This is a genomic window from Leucobacter sp. 7(1) (assembly GCF_900163635.1).
Taxonomy (GTDB): Bacteria; Actinomycetota; Actinomycetes; order Actinomycetales; family Microbacteriaceae; genus Leucobacter.
Genome location: NZ_FUID01000063.1, coordinates 13180 through 30937, shown reverse-complemented (window position 1 = coordinate 30937; position 17758 = coordinate 13180). Strand labels below are relative to the sequence as shown.

Sequence of the window (17758 nt, the reverse complement as noted above, 5' to 3'; positions counted from 1 at the left end):
TCGGGCGCGTTGGAGCCGCCACAGTCCTCGCTTCGGCGTTACTCGGCGTCACTGCGTGTGCGCCGGAGCCGGGGGAGGAGGCGGTGACGCCGAAGCCCACCACGAGCGCTCCGAGCACTGTGGCACCGACGACCACGCCTCCGACGACCGCAGTCGCAGATCCATTTGCTGCCCCCATCACGTTCCCCGCGTGCGCTGACTTGGTGTCGGCTGAGCAGGCGCGGGAACTGAGCGGGCAGGAAAGCTTCACGCTGTTCGATGACGATGTGACGGCGATGCTCGCGCAGCAGGCGAAAGACATGATCTTCGGGCCCGCGACGCTCACCGCGCTCGGGCTGGCGGATCCGCTGATGCGCTGCAGCTGGGGGATTCCCAGTAGCTCAGCGAGTACGACGCTGCTGATTGGTGTGCTCCCTGAAACGGCCCGGACCGAGTTCCGTGCCGCGCTCGATGCGTCGGACTTTGCGCAGGACACTGTCGGCGACGTCGCGCGGTACACGCTGGTGACGCCCGGCGGGATTGCCACCGTGGTGCAGCGGAACAGCTTCATCGGCGACCTCTGGGTGGCCGAGGTGGGAACCGCGGGCGGGGAATTCGCAACGCCCGCGATCGAGGCGATTCGGGCTGCGAATACGCCGTAGTCCGCTGAGCCCGTACACGCAGAACGGCTCGGTTCCCCACGGGGAATCGAGCCGTTCTGCGTGTGTCGAGATGTCGGCCGGCTAGCGTGCCCGCCCGTGCTGCGCTGCGATCGGGCAATCGAAGGGGTCCCGCGCCGCGAGTCCCACGCGGTTGAGGTACTGAATCACGATGCCATAGGACTGCAGCAGCGAGGTCTCCGCGTAGGGGACATTCAGGGTGCGGCAGTGCTCTTTCACGATCTGGCTAGCCTGCGCGAGGTGTGGGCGCGCCATGCTCGGGAACAGGTGATGCTCAATCTGATAGTTCAGGCCGCCCATAAGCCAGGTCGCCCACCAGCCGCCGCGAATGTTCCGGGACGTGCGGACCTGCTTCGTGAAGAAATCGAGGCGAGCATCGTGTGCAATGACGGGCATGCCCTTGTGGTTCGGGGCGAACGAGGCCCCCATGTACACGCCAAACACCGCGAACATGACGCCGAGGAAGGCAAATGCCTTGCCCAGCGGCAGCAGCACGAACACGGGGGTGAGGAAAAGTACAAAACGGCCGATGATGAGCGAGAGTTCGATCCAGCGACCCTTCACTGGCTCGCGGCTGCACAGGTGCTTGATGCCGTGCAGGTGCAGATTGAGGCCCTCGAGCGTGAGGAGCGGGAAGAAGAGCCAGCCCTGACGCTTGGTGATTGCGCGGATGAAGCCGCGTGACTCTGCAGCGCGTTCCTCCACAAACGAAATCGTGTCCGTCTCGATGTCCGGATCCTTGCCAATGCGGTTCGGGTTCTGGTGGTGGCGGGAGTGCTTCGAGTCCCACCAGGAATAGCTCATGCCGATGAACCCCATCAGGCCACGCGCCAGCCGATCGTTTGCCGGCCCGGTCGCGAGGATCACCCGGTGTGCCGCCTCGTGTGCAACGAAGCCGATCTGGGTCAGGACGATGGCCAGTGCCCCCGCGATGAGGAGCTGGAACCAGCTATCGCCTAGCAGGATGAACCCCGTGACGACGCCGCCCATCGCGAGCGTGATCCCGACACCGACGAGCGCGTAGAAGCCCGGTGCGCGGCGCAACAGGCCGGACTCCTTGGCGATCTGCGACACCTCCCGATACGCCTTCGCAACCGGAGGGAAATCTCCGGTCTTTGCCCGCGTCAGTCGCAGTGGTCCGAGCCCGGAGAGCGCGGGGGAAGAGGTCGTCGTCATCGTACGGCCACCGTTCTGTTGGCGAGTCCGTGACGAACTCGGCAGCACAGCCAAGGGCGGTTGCCGATCGCTAGGTCGAGCCTATCCAGGCGGACATGCGAAGTCGGGTATGCGGAGCCGGATTCAAGGGTGACTGTGAGGTGAACTGACACGCACGGTCCTCGCTTGGGTGAGACGGGCGTACCCTTGACGTATGAGCACGCAGAAGAACCGATTCCTCACCGCAAGCACTGCCTGGATGGTCGGGGGCGTTATTTTGGGTGGCGGGATCGGGACCGCGATTGGCATCGCACTGGGGCTCGTCGGCATGGGCATGGGAGTCGGCATCGCGATTGGTGCGGTCGTGGGGTTCATCGGTGGAATGCCGCGCGGTGAGGACGAGGCTGAGGCTGAGGCTGAGGCTGAGTTATCGTTGCCCCATGAATGATGTGGTTCCGGCGAGTACCTTCTGGTTCACTCTTGCTCTGATTAACGCGGGGCTCGCCGAGCAGAAGGGTCGCTCGCGCTTGGCCTGGTTTGTCGTGAGCCTGTTCTTTGGCCCGATCGCTACGGGGTTGATCGTCGTGTGGGAACGCCCGGACTCGACCGCCGAGACGTGGGGTGACACCTTTGCGCGCTACGGAGCAGCGAAGCGGGCTGAACGTCGTGCAAAGCAGGCTGCGAAGGACGCCTCCGGTTCGCGCATCTAAAACAGTGGACAGTGACCAATATTGGTGTATGGTCTGAATACGCAGCCGTTGCGTATTCGAGGGGGAATCCATGACCACAGAACCGGGCACTCACGCCAGCGCCGAAGCGTTCGACACGAGGGCCGCAACATCTGCACTGACCTCGGGTATCGCAAGCATCGTGCTCCTTGTGTTGTTTTTCACCCCCTGGTTTGGGGCCTACCTCTGCTACGCAAGCATCGCCCTGGGGGTGCTGAGTATTGTGGCCGGCAGTATCGCGCTCAAGCGACACCAGCCGAAGGGCCTCGCGGTGACGGGCCTGCTGCTCGGCGCGGTCAGCGCCGTGGTCGGTATCGGGCTTGTCCTGTTTGCGCTTGTGTTCGTCGGTGCGATCCAGATCTAAGCTCCAAACGTGAGGCTGGAAACTCTTGGCCCACACGCACGAAGGCCCCGACTCCCCAGTGTTTCGTAGGGGAGTCGGGGCCTTCGTTATTGGTGCCGGATGCGGGACTTGAACCCGCACGTCTTTCGACAACGCATTTTGAGTGCGCCGCGTCTGCCAATTCCGCCAATCCGGCTAGCCGTGCTGCCGCCGGGCCGTGAGGCGTCCGAGCGACAGAAACTACCCTAGCGCAGCCTGGGGGCTCCGCGTGCACGAACGCGCCGCCACGCCCGCGCAGATGCCTTTGCTGTGCAGAACCGCCGATGAATTCAGGGAAACGTGGTGCCGAATGTCGTAAGCTGAAGGGGTGAATGACCAAAGCACTGCATCGAACACCCCGCGCCGCGTTGTCGTTGCGGAAGACGAGTCCCTGATCCGCCTCGACATTGTCGAGACGCTGCGCGACAACGGCTTTGACGTGGTCGGTGAGGCCGGCGATGGCGAGACCGCGGTCAAGCTTGTCGAGGAGCTCCGTCCCGACCTCGTCGTTATGGACGTCAAGATGCCCCAGCTCGACGGAATTTCCGCGGCCGAACGCATCAACAAGCAGCAGCTCGCCCCCGTCGTGCTGCTCACGGCGTTCAGCCAGCGCGAGCTCGTGGAGCGCGCCAGCGAGGCTGGAGCCCTGGCATACGTGGTGAAGCCCTTCACCCCGGCCGACCTGCTCCCCGCGATCGAGATCGCGCTCTCCCGCTTCCAGCAGATCGTCACGCTCGAGAACGAGGTTGCCGACCTCGCCGAGCGCTTCGAGACGCGAAAGCTCGTGGACCGCGCCAAGGGCATCCTGAACGACAAGATGGGCCTCAGCGAGCCCGATGCGTTCCGCTGGATCCAGAAGGCGTCGATGGATCGCCGCCTCACCATGCAGGACGTGGCAAAGACGATCATCGACCAGCTCGGTACCAAGAAGGACTAAGCCAGGTCACGAGAAAACGCCCCGGATCCATTATGGATCCGGGGCGTTTTCGTGTTCGTGCCGCGGGACGCTAGCCCGAGATCCGCTTGTAGAAGTTCGTGATGCGCACGGTCGAGCAGCGCTGGCCCTGATCATTCGTAATCACGATCTCATGGACGGCGACGCTCCGGCCCAGCTTGATGGGCGTGCACACGCCGGTCACCTTTCCGGTGCGAGCCGAGCCCGTGTGCGTCGCGTTGATGTCGAGACCAACAGCGACGTGCCCCTCGGGGGCAACGAGGTTCGCGTGCATGGAACCTAGTGTCTCGCCGAGCACGACGTAGGCCCCGCCGTGCATCAGCATGATCGGCTGCGTGTTTCCCTCCACGGGCATGACGGCGACCGCTCGCTCGGCGGTGAACTCTGTGAATTCGACACCCATTGTGGTGGCAAGGGCACCGATGCCGCGCTCGCGCAAGTAGTCGAGCTGATCCGCGGGGACGGCAACCGATTCGGGGGTGGGCGCGGCGTGTTGGGTCATAGTGGCGAGGTGGCCTTCCGGGTCAAACAGTGTCGGGTCGCACGCGCCCGCACAAACTCGACAGTGTGAACGTCGGTGGTGACTTGTAGGCTGGGCGTGTGTCGAATACGCCTCAGCCTACCCTCATGATCATCGACGGCCACTCGCTGGCCTTCCGGGCCTTTTACGCGCTCCCGGTCGACAGTTTCCAGACCCAGACGGGGCAGCACACGAACGCCATTCACGGCTTCATCGCGATGCTGATCAACCTCCTCAGCAACGAAACCCCGGACGCACTCGTTGTCGCGTTCGACATTTCGCGGCACTCCTTCCGCACGGAGGAGTACCCCGAATACAAGGGCACGCGGGGCGAGACCCCCGTGGAGTTCAAGGGGCAGATTCCGCTACTGCAGGAGGCACTGCACACCATGGGTATTCGTACCCTGGAGAAGGAAGGCTACGAGGCGGATGACATTCTTGCGACGCTCTCGACCCGCGCTGCGCACGCGGGCTACCGCGTTCTTGTGGTGAGCGGCGACCGCGACACTATTCAGCTCGTCGACGATCGTGTCACGCTGCTCTACCCTTCGAAGCAGGGCGTGAGTGAGCTCACCCGCTATGACGCAGAAAAGGTCATGGAACGCTACGGGGTGCGACCCGAGCAGTACCCCGAGATTGCGGCGCTCGTCGGGGAGACGAGCGACAATCTGCCGGGGATCCCGCGCGTCGGCGAAAAGACCGCGGTGAAGTGGATCAACCAGTTCGGCTCGCTCGAGGAGATCCTGCGCCGTCAGGACGAGATCGGTGGCAAGGTCGGTGAGAGCCTGCGCGAGAACGCCCATCTGGCAGAACGCAACCGGCGACTCAACCGGCTTGTGCGCGACGTGGAACTCGATGTTGAGCTCGACGACCTCAAGCGCGGCGAGATCGACATGGCTGCCGTGCAGGAGATGTTCGCGAAGCTCGAGTTCCGTACACTCCTGCAGCGTGTCGGCAAGCTCGCGGGCGCTGAAGTGCCGACGGGCGGCGCAACGTCCGCTGCGACGCCGCTTGCACCCGAGCGGCCCGCCGCCAAGTTGTTGATTGATGAGGAGCTGGGGGACTGGCTTGCGAAGGCTGATACTCCGGCAATCGTGATCCAGCACAGCGACGCGGGCTTTGAGGTTGGCGCGGCCACCCCCGAGTCAACTGTCCGTTTCCAGTGGATCCCGGGCGGGCGCGATTACTCCCAGTTTGAGGAGTGGCTCGCCTCCGACGCCCCGAAGGTGTTCTTCGACGCGAAGCGCCAGATCCGCGCGGCTGACGCGGCAGGGGTGCGCATCGGAGGAATCACGGGGGATCTGTTGCTCGCCGCGTACCTGCTGCGCCCGGCAACCCCCGAGAAATCGATCGCCGAGGCTGTGTTCCGGTTCCTGGGCGAACAGGTTCCTGAAGGTGACCCGAACCAGCTTGTCCCGGAGGAGGGGAGCGCGGCGGACGCTGCAGCTCTTGCTTGGTATGTGGTGCGCGCACACACGGCTGCGGTGAGCCGTTTCCCGGATCGCACCGGCGAGATCTATGCCGACATTGAGTTGCCGCTTGTCGCGGTGCTCGCGGACCTTGAGGAGCGCGGCGTCGAGATTGATCTGCCGCTCTTTGAAGCTCACCACGCGGAGCTGACCGAGCGCGTCACCAGCCTGGAGCAGGAAGCCTTCGCGGCAATCGGGCACGAGGTGAATTTGTCTTCGCCGAAGCAGCTCCAGGTTGTGCTGTTTGAAGAGCTGGACATGCCGAAGACGCGTAAGACGAAGAGCGGCTACACCACCGACGCCGCCGCGCTCGCCGACCTGCAGCAGAAGAGCCCGCACCCGTTCTTGGGTGCCCTGCTCGCGCATCGCGACGCGAACAAGCTGCGGCAGATGGTCGAGACGCTGATCAAGGCGGTGCAGCCGGACGGTCGGATCCACACGACCCTGGTGCAGACGGGCTCGAGCACTGGGCGTCTCGCCTCCACGGACCCGAACCTGCAGAATATCCCTGTACGTTCCGAAGAGGGCCGCCGGATCCGTGAGGGCTTTATCCACTCGGCCGATTTCGAGACGCTGATGACGGCCGACTACTCGCAGATCGAGATGCGGATCATGGCGCACCTCTCGGGTGACGAAGGCCTCATCGAAGCCTTCAACGCGGGGGAGGACCTCCACCGCTTCGTGGGCTCACGGATCTTCGGGGTGCCGCCGGAGGAAGTCACGAACGAGATGCGCGCAAAGGTGAAGGCGATGTCGTACGGTCTGGCCTATGGCCTGTCCGCGTTCGGTCTCTCGAAGCAGCTCGGCATCTCGGCCGCAGAGGCCAAGCAGTTGATGACGGATTACTTCGAGCGCTTCGGCGGGGTGCGTGACTACCTGCGCTCCGTGGTGGATCAGGCGAAGCGGGACACGTTCACCGAGACGATCTTTGGCCGCCGCCGGCCGTTCCCGGATCTCGCGAGCCCCAACCGGATCCTGCGCGAAAACGCAGAACGCGCGGCGCTGAATGCGCCGATCCAGGGCTCGGCAGCCGACATCATCAAGATCGCCATGATCGGGGTCGAGCGCCGGATGCGTGCAGCCGATTTGCGTTCGCGCATGCTGCTGCAGATCCACGATGAGCTCATGTTCGAGGTGGCCGCCGGCGAGTGGGATCAGCTCGAGGCCATCGTGCGCGAGGAGATGGCCGGCGCCGCTGAGCTCGACGTGCCGCTCGAAGTGCAGGTGGGGCACGGCACGAACTGGAACGCCGCGGCCCACTAGTGGAGCCGAAGAACCGCGTGATTCCGCGACTGGCCGAACGGTCGAGTCCCGGAATCACGCGGTTCTTCGCGTTCCAGCCCACCCGTTCTGCTGAGATAGATCCATGACCTCCGATATTTCCAAACGCGACCTCGGCCGCTTCGTGACTGAGCGCCGCCGCGCCCTCGGCATCACCCAGCGCGAGCTTGCGACCCGCCTGCACGTCACCGAGTCCGCGGTGTCCAAATGGGAGCGCGGACTCTCCTATCCCGACATCACGCTTGTGCAGGCGCTGGCGGCGGAGCTCGGCGTGACCGGCAACGAACTGATCAGCGCAAGCGAGGACCATGAAGGACGGGCCGTGCAGCGCGACGCCCGTGCCTACCGGGGCTGGCGCTCCGCGATTCTCTGGAGCACCGGCATCGCCTACGCCGTCACCCTGCTGAGCTGCTTCATCGTGAACCTCTCGGTGTCACACACGCTCAGCTGGTTCTGGATCGTGCTCGCCGCTGTGGCTGTCGCGTTCTCGCTCACCACCCTCCCGCTGCTTCCGATCCCGCAGCGCGGGTGGAGCGCGCTGGGAGGCGCAACGGTGAGTCTCGGTGCCTTGCTCTTCATCGTGCGCGTCCAACACGCTCCAGGGGCCTGGATCTGGATCGTCTTCGCCGCGGTACTGTTCGGGCTCGTGTGCGTGTTCGCGCCGATCCTGCTTCGCTCAGCAGGGCTCCCCGCGCCCGTCAGTCGGCACCTCACGGTGTTGGCCCTCGTCATCGACACCGTCGCGCTCGCCCTGCTGCTCGGGGTGATCGCTCTGGCAACGGGAAGGCCCGAGCTGTGGGCACATCCGATGCTGCCGCTCGCCGGGATCGGGTGTCTGCTCGTGTGGGCGATCGCACTGACGATTCGGTACCTCCCGGCATCCGGCTGGATCCGTGCGGCGACAGTGTCGCTGTTTCTCGGTGTGGCAACCCCCGGCACCAACTGGGCAGTGAACCGTGTGCTCGGTGAACACTGGAGCTGGGCGCCGGACCTGCTGCGCTGGGACGATACGACCCTCGAACCGAACATCCTCCTCCTCATCGCTCTGGGCGGGTTGGCTGTTGCGGTGGCCTGCCTGATTGCCGCCGCGGTGTCCGGAACGGCAGCGAAACGCCGCGAATCACGGCTTGCTCACGGGTCAAATACCGAGGTATGATGAACCGTCACATTTGTGGCGACTCAACCATGTCCACATGCGAGTCGAGCGCCTCACCCTCCGCGAGAGTCATCTCACGGAAACCGGGGAATCACGCGCGTCTCGCCTGAATATCCTGTCCATTCTGGAGACCAATTACATGACGAACGCAACGACCACGAGTAAGCAGGTCGCAGTAAACGACATCGGCTCTGCCGAAGACTTCCTTGCAGCGGTCGAACTGACCATTAAGTCCTTCAACGACGGAGACCTCATCGAGGGTACCGTTGTGAAGATTGACCGCGACGAGGTTCTCCTCGACGTCGGGTTCAAGACCGAGGGTGTGATCCCCTCGCGCGAGCTTTCCATCAAGCACGACGTCGATCCGGATGAGGTCGTCCAGGTCGGCGACTCGGTCGAGGCGCTCGTTCTCCAGAAGGAGGACAAGGAAGGTCGCCTGATCCTGTCGAAGAAGCGCGCTCAGTACGAGCGTGCTTGGGGCGACGTGGAGAAGATCAAGGAGAACGAGGGCGTCGTTACCGGCACCGTCATCGAGGTCGTCAAGGGCGGCCTCATTGTTGACATCGGGCTCCGTGGCTTCCTCCCCGCTTCGCTCATCGAGCTGCGCCGCGTGCGCGACCTCACCCCGTACCTGGGTCAGGAGATCGAAGCAAAGATCCTCGAGCTCGACAAGAACCGCAACAACGTGGTCCTGTCGCGCCGTGCGCTCCTCGAAGAGACGCAGTCCGCAACGCGCTCCTCGTTCCTCGCCGAGCTCAAGCCCGGCCAGGTTCGCAAGGGTGTCATCTCCTCGATCGTCAACTTCGGTGCGTTCGTTGACCTGGGCGGCGTTGACGGCCTCGTGCACGTCTCCGAGCTCTCCTGGAAGCACATCGAGCACGCCTCCGACGTCGTCGAGGTGGGCCAGGAAGTCACCGTCGAGGTGCTCTCTGTCGAGCTGGATCGCGAGCGCGTGTCGCTGTCGCTGAAGGCTACGCAGGAGGACCCCTGGCAGGTCTTCGCACGCACCCACGCGATCGGTCAGATCGCCCCGGGTGTTGTCACGAAGCTCGTTCCGTTCGGCGCGTTCGTTCGCGTTGCAGACGGCATCGAGGGCCTCGTGCACATCTCCGAGCTGTCGGGTCAGCACGTTGAGCTTGCTGAGCAGGTCGTTTCGGCCGGCCAGGAAGTCTTCGTCAAGATCATCGACATCGATCTCGATCGCCGCCGCATCTCGCTCAGCCTCAAGCAGGCGAACGATGGCGTCGATCCCGAGGGCACCGAGTTCGACCCCGCACTCTACGGTATGACCACCGAGTACGACGAGGCCGGCGAGTACAAGTACCCCGAGGGCTTCGATCCGGAGACGCAGGAGTGGAAGGAAGGCTTCGAGTCGCAGCGCGAGAAGTGGGAGCTGGAGTACGCAGCCGCACAGGAGCGTTGGGAAGCACACAAGAAGCAGGTTGCTGCCTCGCTCACCGAGATCATCGCGGCTCCGGCTGCGTCGGAGACCGGCGGATCGACCTTCTCCAGCGACTCGGCTTCGGCCGGTGCGCTCGCTGACGACGCAGCACTCGCTGCGCTGAAGGCACAGCTCGAGGGTAACTAACCCTGAAGCAGTTCGCAGGCCCGGTCACCGTTTCGGTGGCCGGGCCTGCGGCGTTTCGGTGCGCGTGCGCGGGCACGTCCTCCCCACCCAAGGGTGAGTTTCTGGGGCTTCACGCACGCGAAGCCCCAGAAACTCACCCTTCGATGAGCGTGGGGCGTGCGGCACGCTCGCGGAGAGCGCGGCGCAGGCGGCGCACGAGCCAGACCACGATGACCACGAGCAGGACGAGGGCGAGTACGGGCACGACCACGGCGAGGAGCGTGAGTGCCACTGCGCCAAGATCCTCGAAGAAGCTCGCGACGGCGGCACCGGCACCGGCGGTCAGCACGTTCAGGACGGGCCGGGCCACGGCCTTCAAGATGTGGGGGATCAGCGCGATCCCGATCCCGAGCACAAACGGCCAGATCTGGCCGGACGACACAAACACGGCCGGATCCTGCACGGCCACGGTATCGCTCGCGGCGCCCGCGGCGAACACCATTCCGCCGGAAGCGGGGCGGACGACGCTCTGGAGCACATCGTTCACTGTGTCGAGTGCGGGAACTTTGTCCACGAGTATCTCAATCACAAGCAGCACGCCGAGGATCCCCAGCGACCACTCGTTCTCGATCCAGCCCCAGCCCGCGGGGAGCTGCACAAGCTCGGTGAAGCGAGAGAGAAGCCCGAGCCCAAGCAGCGGAATATACGCGTTCAGCCCCGCAGAAGCGGCGAGCGTCGCGCCGGTGATGAGTTCGAGCATGTCTCTCCTCGCGTGGCAGGGTGGCTCTCTGACGCTACGCTAACACCATGACGGTAATTGCACTGACCGGCGGAATTGCCTCCGGCAAATCGACGATCGGGCGCCGGCTTGCTGAGCTCGGGGCCACGCGCATCGACGCGGATCAGCTCGCGCGTGACGCGGTTGCGCCGGGCACTCCTGGGCTTGCGCGGGTGGCGCACCGATTCGGCGCGGATCGGGTGCTGACTGTGACGGGGGAACTTGACCGGGCGGCGCTGGGAGCAATCGTGTTCCAGGACGCCGCAGCGCTGCAGGATCTCAACGCGATTGTGCACCCCGAGGTTGCTCGGTTGTTCGCCGCTGCGGTCGCCAATGCCCAGGCCGCGGACCAGCGGAGCATCATTGTGTACGAGATTCCGCTGCTCGCCGAGACGGGCCGCGCGGGGGAGTTCGACACTGTTGTGGTCGCAGACGCGCCGGAGGAGCAGCGCGTAGCACGAATGGTTGAACTGCGCGGAATGTCCGAGGCGGACGCCCGGCGTCGGATTGCACAGCAGGCAAGCGCGCAGCAGCGGCGGGCGATCGCGGACGTGATCATTGATACTTCGGGGAGCGAAGCCGACACGCTCGCGCAGGTTGACGCGCTGTGGGCGCGGATCGCGGAGGAGAGCCGGGCGTAGCGCACGGCCGCCGGGCGCTACGCCCGGGCAATCTCCGCAAACCAGTCGAGCTGCAGCTGCGCGATAAACGCGATCACGAGCACGGTCACCAGGATCATGACCCACGACCAGGACGCGAGCTGCTGGAAGAGTTGTCGAGTGCGCTCTGATGCGGGGATGTCGCCCGCCGCTGTGGGGCGGAACGCGCTCACCCACCAGAGCGGGATCGTGACTGCCCACACGACCATGCACCACGGGCAGAGCGTCCCCAGACTAAACACACTCTGTGTGAACAGCCAGATGACAAACACAAAGGCTCCGAGCAGTCCGAGCTGGTACACCCGCCAGAACCACGGCGCGAAGGTGGCCCCGGCGAGGAGCGCAACACCCACGAAGATCGGAGCCATGAACCCGGCAACGCCGATGATTGTGTTGCTGAATCCGAACAGTGAACCCTGCCAGGAGTCCATGTTGGGTCCGCATGTCACGAGGATACTGACCGCACAGTTCGGCACGTAGCCGGGCTGGGCGAGCGTCTTGATGTACTCGGTGAGCAGTTCCCACGACGCGAAGAGGCCGATAGCCCCCGCGATGATTGTGAAGAGTGCGAAGCCGACGGGGCGCTTCGCGGTGCGAGGTTCAAGGCTCATATCGCCGATCCTACTGCGACTGCCTGCGTGCCCAGGTGTGAGTGGCGTGAGTTCCGTAGCCGGGTGGAAAGCTTGGCCCGCCGCGGCACGGTTTCTGCGGTTTTTCAGTGGACCGTGACATAATGAAGTGCGGTGTACGGACCCTGGAACGGGTCCGACACGCACAGTCTTATGGCGACCGTTGGTTGTCACCGGTCCAAGAGCGACCGAGCGCGGGTGGTTGACACCCGCGGAGAACCGCACGCACGGCACCCCCGTGCGACGAAGAATTGCCGGAGCAAGTCAGGCTTTCTCCGGGCATAAGGAGACACCAGCAATGGTGAAAGACACCACACCAGAACAGAACGATGAATCGCCGCAGCTCGCTGAGGCCCTCGACACTTCAGAGGCCACTGCGGAGCTCGAAGCTGCCGAGGCCGACTCGGTGCGCGATGCAGATCCCGTCACCGAAGCGGCGCCCGCCGGCCCGCAGCTCGTGCTGCCGCTCGCGGATATGACGCCCGCCGAGCGCTTCCGGGCGACGACGCGGCTCATATTCCTTGCTCCCGACGTGCCGCCGATCCCGCCTCGTCCCCGACGCAGTGAGCTCCGCCCGAGCGAGCTGCGCCAGCTCGACGACATTCTGGACCAGCGGTTCGAAGCCGAAGCGCCCAGCGAGGAACGTGAGCAGGGCTCGCAGTCACGGCGCACCCGTCGCCGTTCCGGCGGCTCAGAGGTGCACGCCGAAGAAGAGGCGCCACGGCGTCAGCCCCGTCAGGCCCCGGTGATCACCGAACCACAGCGCATCAAGGGATCGACCCGGCTCGAGGCAAAGAAGCAGCGCCGCCGGGATGGTCGCGACGCTGGACGGCGTCGCGTGGTCATCACCGAGTCCGAGTTCCTGGCCCGCCGCGAGTCCGTCGATCGCGAGATGATCGTCCGCACCACCGCGGACCGTGTGCAGATCGGCGTGCTTGAGGACAAGGTTCTCGTGGAGCACTATGTCGCGCGCTCCAGCGAAAGCTCGCTCATCGGCAACGTGTACCTGGGCCGTGTCCAGAACGTCCTGCCGAGCATGGAAGCGGCGTTCGTGGACATTGGCCGCGGCCGCAACGCTGTCCTCTACTCTGGCGAAGTTGATTGGTCGGAGTTCGAGGGCGGCAACACGGCGCGCAAGATCGAAAATGCGCTGAAGCCGGGCGACCAGATCCTGGTGCAGGTCACCAAGGACCCCGTGGGTCACAAGGGTGCCCGCCTCACGAGCCAGATTTCCCTGCCTGGGCGATTCCTTGTCTACGTGCCCGGCGGTGCCATGAACGGCATCTCGCGCAAGCTCCCGGATACGGAGCGCGCGCGCCTGAAGAAGATTCTGAAAGAGGTGCTCCCGAGCGGTGCCGGCGTGATCGTCCGTACCGCGGCCGAGGGTGCCACCGAGGATCAGCTGACGCACGACGTGCAGCGGCTGACCCGCCAGTGGGAATCCATCCAGAAGCGCGTGGCGAAGGGTGGCGGCCCAGTACTGCTGCACTCGGAGCCCGACATGCTGATCAAGATCATCCGCGATGTGTTCAACGAGGACTTCCAGCGGCTGCTGATCTCGGGCCAGGACACGTACACCGTGATCGAGAACTACCTCGCACAGGTGGCCCCTGACCTGCTCACCCGCGTGGAGCACTTCGACGGTGACCGTGATGTATTCGACGAGTACCGGGTCACGGAGCAGATCGCGAAAGCACTGGATCGCAAGGTGTGGCTGCCCTCCGGCGGTTCGCTGGTGATCGACCGCACCGAGGCGATGACCGTCGTCGACGTGAATACCGGCAAGTTCGTTGGCTCCGGGGGAAACCTCGAGGAGACTGTCACGAAAAACAACCTCGAGGCCGCCGAGGAGATCGTGCGCCAGTTGCGCCTGCGTGACATCGGCGGGATCATCGTTGTCGACTTCATCGACATGGTGCTCGAGTCCAACCGCGACCTCGTGCTGCGCCGCATGGTGGAGTGCCTGAGCCGCGATCGCACGAAGCACCAGGTTGCCGAGGTGACCTCGCTTGGGCTCGTGCAGATGACGCGAAAGAAGCTCGGCCTCGGCCTACTCGAGTCCTTCAGCGAACCATGCGACGTGTGCGCCGGGCGGGGCGTCATTGTGCACCACGAGCCTGTGTCGCGGCACCGGAGTGAGGCACCCGTGCGCAGTTCGAAGCGCGGTCGCGGCCAGCAGCAGCATCAGGCACCACAGCCGGAAGCGAAGTCGCAGGCACACGCAATCTCCGACGGTGCCAAGAACATGCTCGCGCAGGTCGCCGCGTCGACGCTTCCCGCAAAGGATGAGGCTCACGATGAGGAAGTCCCCGCCGCTGAGGCGTCGGGATCCACGAGTGCTGCCGCGCCGGCAGGCCGCCGCGGATCGCGGGCCACGGGCCGAGTCTCGGCGCGCCCGTCGCGGCAGTCTGATGCGGATCAGCAGGAGAGTGCACCTCGCTCAGGTGCAGGATCGAGCTTCGGAAGTGGCGCGGGATCGCCGGCGGCTGCAAGCGCGCCCGCGGCAGGCGGCAACCTCCTCGACTCTGTGCTCAACGCGCTCCCAGACGCGCCGAGCGCGGGCACCGGGCGCGCCCGGAGCCGCCGCGTCTCGACCGCTCCGCTTCGCGGCGGCAGCGAGTCGCGTGCGGATGAGGCACAGGCGGCGCAGCTCGCTCTGGCCGAGGCGCTGGAAGCCACGGTGCGCCGGAAAGAGTCGGATCAGGCATGACACGCGGGACCGCCTATTTGACCAGTGGGCGGTCATCGAGATATTATTGAGTGTTGGCGCTGCTCTGGCGGCGACACCTCAGACTTCGAAGTCCGGCACGGCCGCGCTTCGACACGCAGGACAATCCTCAAGAAAAGGGTGACAAGTGGTTTACGCAGTAGTGCGCACAAGCGGCCGTCAGGAGAAGGTCGAGGTTGGCTCGATCATTACCGTCAATCGTGTAGCAGGGGACGCAAAGGGCAAGCTTGAGCTTCCCGCCGTTCTGCTCGTCGACGGTGAGAAGATCACGACCGACTCGGCAGCGCTTGCCAAGGTGAAGGTTACGGCTGAGGTCCTCGACGACCTGCGCGGCCCGAAGATCGTCATCCAGCGCTACAAGAACAAGACCGGCTACAAGAAGCGCCAGGGGCACCGTCAGGATCTGACCCGCCTCAAGGTCACCGGCATCAAGTAACTTTTCCAGGCACTACCGAAGGAGTAGAGACTCATGGCATCCAAAAAGGGCGTGGGCTCCAGCAAGAACGGTCGCGATTCGAACGCGCAGCGCCTCGGCGTGAAGCGTTTCGGTGGCCAGCAGGTCAACGCGGGCGAGATCATCGTCCGTCAGCGCGGAACTCGGTTCCACCCCGGCGCAAACGTCGGGCGCGGCAAGGACGACACTCTGTTCGCACTTGCAGCAGGGGCAGTCGAGTTTGGCGCGAAGGGCGGCCGCAAGGTCGTCAACATCGTTTCCGCAGCCTAACTTAGGCTTTTCGACGGCGAGGCGGGCTTCGGCTCGCCTTTTGCCGTATCTACCGAAGGATTTCTCAGCATGGTGACATTCGTTGACCAGGTGCAGGTGCACCTCCAGTCCGGTCGTGGGGGAAACGGGTGTGTTTCAGTCCGGCGTGAGAAGTTCAAGCCACTCGCGGGCCCAGACGGCGGGGCGGGTGGGAACGGCGGCGACGTCGTGATCCTCGCGGATCCGCAGGTGACGACCCTGCTGGAGTACCACCGCCGGCCCCACCGGGTCGCAGAGAACGGCGGCTACGGTGCTGGCGGCTACCGCGCGGGGACGACCGCGGAGGACCTGATCCTCCCGGTTCCCGTGGGAACTGTCGTGAAGGACGCTGACGGGGAGACCCTCATCGACCTGAACGAGCCCGGCATGAGCATCGTTGCCGCGAAGGGCGGCATCGGCGGGCTCGGGAACAATGCGCTCGCCAGTGCGAAACGCGTGGCCCCGGGCTTCGCGTTGCTCGGCACCGATGGCTGGTCGGGTTCGATCACCCTCGAGCTGAAGACAATCGCTGACGTTGCGTTCGTCGGCTACCCCTCCGCGGGCAAGTCGAGCCTCATCGCGGCGATGAGCGCGGCGAAGCCGAAGATCGCCGACTACCCGTTCACCACGCTGCACCCGAACCTCGGTGTCGTGCAGGCTGGCGACTCGCGGTTCACCGTCGCCGACGTACCTGGTCTCATTGAGGGTGCGAGCGAGGGGAAAGGGCTCGGCCTCGATTTCCTCCGCCACGTTGAGCGCTGCAGTGCGCTCCTGCATGTGCTGGATTGCGCGACGCTGGAGCCTGGCCGCGACCCGCTCTCCGATCTCGAGATCATTAAGGGTGAGCTCGGCGCATACCCGGTTCCCGAGGGACAGGTTCCGCTGCTCGAACGGCCGCAGCTCATTGCGTTGAACAAGATCGATGTTCCCGAGGCACGCGAGCTCGCCGAGTTCGTGCGTCCGGAACTCGAAGCGCAGGGCTATCGCGTATTCGAGATCTCTACGGTGTCCCGCGAGGGGCTGCGCGAACTCGGCTTTGCCCTGGCGGAACTCGTCGAGGAAGCGCGCGCGACCAAGCTTGCCGAAACCCCGGAACAGCCGCGCATCGTTCTGAAGCCCAAGGCTGTGAACGACGGCGGCTTCCGGATCGTCAAGGAGGGTGGCAGCTACGGCACGATCTTCCGGATCCTGGGCGAGAAGCCCGAGCGCTGGGTGGCCCAGACTGACTTCCAGAACGATGAAGCGGTGGGGTATCTCGCGGACCGGCTGCAGAAGCTCCGCATCGACGACGCCCTGATCAAGGCTGGCGCGGTCGCGGGCGACGCGGTCGTGATTGGCCCCGGATCCGGCGTCGTCTTCGACTGGGAGCCGACGGTCACCAGCGCCGCCGAGGTGCAGATGGGCGTGCGCGGCAGCGACGCGCGGCTTGAGCCGAACGAACGCCGCACCAACAAGGAGCGGCGCACCGACTACCACGTGCTCATGGACGCCAAGGCTGAAGCCCGCGCCGAACTCGAGCGTGAACGCGAATCGGGGATGTGGAGCGAAGAGTCGTGAGCGTCGGCGCCGAGCTGCTCGCGGCACGACGCGTCGTCGTGAAGGTCGGCTCGTCGTCCGTGAGCGGCGACAACGCCGTGCAGATCCCGACGCTTGTCACCTCGCTCGCGAGGCTGCACGCCGCGGGAGCCGAGGTGATCCTTGTCTCCAGTGGCGCGATCGCCACCGGGGTGCCGTTCCTGAACTTGGCCGAGCGGCCCGAGGACCTTGCGACACAGCAAGCAGCTGCGGCGGTGGGGCAGAACATCCTGGTGAACCGGTACCAGCGCGCGCTGAGCAGCCATGAAATCATTGCTGGCCAGGTGCTGCTCACGGCGCACGACATCGACAACCCGACCCACCGCGGTAACGCGCGGCGAGCGATCGAGCGGCTCCTGCAGCTCGGGATCCTCCCGATCATCAACGAAAATGACACCGTTGCGACGCACGAGATTCGCTTTGGTGACAATGACCGTTTGGCCGCGCTTGTTGCACGGCTGATCGGCGCGGACCGCCTCGTGCTGCTTTCTGATGTCGACTCCCTGTACACCGCACCGCCGACAGTTGTCGGCGCGCAACGGATCCCGCACGTGCCGTATGGTGACGATCTTGCGGGCATCGAGATCGGTGCCGCGCAGTCTGGCTGGGGCACCGGGGGAGCCGCGACCAAGGTACAGGCCGCGCGGCTTGCTGCGGACGCGGGCGCACACGTCCTCCTCACCGAGACGCGTCTGTTCCCCGCGGTGCTTGACGGCACTGATCATGGCACGCGCTTCGACGGTCGTCCGGCGGAGGCCACAGACGGAGACTGAGC

Annotated in this window: 18 protein-coding genes and 1 tRNA gene; 14 read left to right on the top strand and 5 right to left on the bottom strand. The window is 65.0% G+C overall.

What is annotated here, in order from left to right; all coding sequences use genetic code 11:
* Positions 1 to 83 precede the first annotated feature (83 nt).
* Positions 84 to 641 (top strand): hypothetical protein, encoded by a 558-nt coding sequence (locus tag FM113_RS11790; RefSeq protein WP_087014925.1) that lies wholly within the window; start codon positions 84 to 86, stop codon positions 639 to 641.
* An 81-nt stretch (positions 642 to 722) separates the two neighbouring features.
* Here the strand turns inward: FM113_RS11790 and FM113_RS11785 are convergent, their stop codons facing one another.
* Entirely contained in the window at positions 723 to 1835 is a 1113-nt protein-coding gene (locus tag FM113_RS11785) for an acyl-CoA desaturase (RefSeq protein ID WP_087014923.1), read from the bottom strand.
* Between the two features lie 193 nt (positions 1836 to 2028).
* On the opposite strand from FM113_RS11785, the gene FM113_RS11780 reads away from it, so the two are divergent.
* The 3 genes from FM113_RS11780 to FM113_RS11770 all read left to right on the top strand — a co-directional run bounded on the left by FM113_RS11780 (position 2029) and on the right by FM113_RS11770 (position 2906).
* The gene (locus tag FM113_RS11780) at positions 2029 to 2262 is read left to right on the top strand and encodes a hypothetical protein (RefSeq protein WP_087014921.1); all 234 of its coding nucleotides are present in this window, start codon (positions 2029 to 2031) and stop codon (positions 2260 to 2262) included.
* Entirely contained in the window at positions 2255 to 2524 is a 270-nt protein-coding gene (locus tag FM113_RS11775) for a hypothetical protein (protein WP_087014919.1), read from the top strand. Before FM113_RS11780 ends, FM113_RS11775 begins: the two co-directional genes overlap by 8 nt.
* Before the next feature lie 70 nt (positions 2525 to 2594).
* Positions 2595 to 2906, top strand: a complete 312-nt coding sequence (locus FM113_RS11770) for a hypothetical protein (protein ID WP_087014916.1) — start codon at positions 2595 to 2597, stop codon at positions 2904 to 2906.
* Positions 2907 to 2996: 90 nt separating this feature from the next.
* Here FM113_RS11770 and FM113_RS11765 read toward each other — a convergent pair.
* Positions 2997 to 3081, bottom strand: a tRNA-Leu gene (locus FM113_RS11765).
* Between the two features lie 171 nt (positions 3082 to 3252).
* On the opposite strand from FM113_RS11765, the gene FM113_RS11760 reads away from it, so the two are divergent.
* Positions 3253 to 3861, top strand: coding sequence for an ANTAR domain-containing response regulator (locus FM113_RS11760; protein ID WP_087014914.1), 609 nt, complete (start codon positions 3253 to 3255; stop codon positions 3859 to 3861).
* 70 nt (positions 3862 to 3931) lie between these two features.
* Here FM113_RS11760 and FM113_RS11755 read toward each other — a convergent pair whose 3' ends face one another.
* Positions 3932 to 4381: a hotdog fold thioesterase gene (locus FM113_RS11755; protein ID WP_087014913.1), complete on the bottom strand. Its 450-nt coding sequence runs from the start codon at positions 4379 to 4381 to the stop codon at positions 3932 to 3934.
* Between the two features lie 125 nt (positions 4382 to 4506).
* Between FM113_RS11755 and polA the strand changes: the two genes are divergently transcribed.
* The 3 genes from polA to rpsA all read left to right on the top strand — a co-directional run bounded on the left by polA (position 4507) and on the right by rpsA (position 9893).
* Positions 4507 to 7131, top strand: a complete 2625-nt coding sequence (polA, locus tag FM113_RS11750; RefSeq protein WP_176387200.1) for a DNA polymerase I — start codon at positions 4507 to 4509, stop codon at positions 7129 to 7131.
* Between the two features lie 103 nt (positions 7132 to 7234).
* Complete coding sequence (locus FM113_RS11745) at positions 7235 to 8305, top strand: helix-turn-helix domain-containing protein (protein WP_087014909.1); 1071 nt, start codon at positions 7235 to 7237, stop codon at positions 8303 to 8305.
* A 139-nt stretch (positions 8306 to 8444) separates the two neighbouring features.
* Positions 8445 to 9893 carry a 30S ribosomal protein S1 gene (rpsA, locus tag FM113_RS11740; protein ID WP_087014968.1) on the top strand — a complete coding sequence of 483 codons (1449 nt, stop codon included), beginning with the start codon at positions 8445 to 8447 and terminating at the stop codon, positions 9891 to 9893.
* 133 nt (positions 9894 to 10026) lie between these two features.
* Here rpsA and FM113_RS11735 read toward each other — a convergent pair whose 3' ends face one another.
* Positions 10027 to 10632: a DUF4126 domain-containing protein gene (locus FM113_RS11735; protein ID WP_087014907.1), complete on the bottom strand. Its 606-nt coding sequence runs from the start codon at positions 10630 to 10632 to the stop codon at positions 10027 to 10029.
* Positions 10633 to 10679: 47 nt separating this feature from the next.
* Between FM113_RS11735 and coaE the strand changes: the two genes are divergently transcribed.
* The gene (gene coaE, locus FM113_RS11730; RefSeq protein ID WP_087014905.1) at positions 10680 to 11291 is read left to right on the top strand and encodes a dephospho-CoA kinase; all 612 of its coding nucleotides are present in this window, start codon (positions 10680 to 10682) and stop codon (positions 11289 to 11291) included.
* Positions 11292 to 11308: 17 nt separating this feature from the next.
* Here the strand turns inward: coaE and FM113_RS11725 are convergent, their stop codons facing one another.
* Positions 11309 to 11920, bottom strand: a complete 612-nt coding sequence (locus FM113_RS11725) for a vitamin K epoxide reductase family protein (protein ID WP_087014903.1) — start codon at positions 11918 to 11920, stop codon at positions 11309 to 11311.
* Between the two features lie 316 nt (positions 11921 to 12236).
* On the opposite strand from FM113_RS11725, the gene FM113_RS11720 reads away from it, so the two are divergent.
* The 5 genes from FM113_RS11720 (at position 12237) to proB (ending at position 17756) form a co-directional block, all read left to right on the top strand.
* On the top strand, positions 12237 to 14648 hold the full coding sequence (locus FM113_RS11720) for an Rne/Rng family ribonuclease (protein ID WP_087014902.1): 2412 nt from the start codon (positions 12237 to 12239) through the stop codon (positions 14646 to 14648).
* Between the two features lie 145 nt (positions 14649 to 14793).
* Positions 14794 to 15102, top strand: a complete 309-nt coding sequence (gene rplU, locus FM113_RS11715) for a 50S ribosomal protein L21 (protein WP_087014901.1) — start codon at positions 14794 to 14796, stop codon at positions 15100 to 15102.
* A 33-nt stretch (positions 15103 to 15135) separates the two neighbouring features.
* The gene (rpmA, locus tag FM113_RS11710; RefSeq protein WP_087014899.1) at positions 15136 to 15390 is read left to right on the top strand and encodes a 50S ribosomal protein L27; all 255 of its coding nucleotides are present in this window, start codon (positions 15136 to 15138) and stop codon (positions 15388 to 15390) included.
* 69 nt (positions 15391 to 15459) lie between these two features.
* Positions 15460 to 16965 carry a GTPase ObgE gene (gene obgE / locus FM113_RS11705; protein ID WP_087014897.1) on the top strand — a complete coding sequence of 502 codons (1506 nt, stop codon included), beginning with the start codon at positions 15460 to 15462 and terminating at the stop codon, positions 16963 to 16965.
* Positions 16962 to 17756 (top strand): glutamate 5-kinase, encoded by a 795-nt coding sequence (gene proB, locus FM113_RS11700; protein ID WP_087014894.1) that lies wholly within the window; start codon positions 16962 to 16964, stop codon positions 17754 to 17756. The genes obgE and proB overlap by 4 nt, the downstream gene beginning before the upstream one ends.
* Positions 17757 to 17758: the final 2 nt, after the last annotated feature.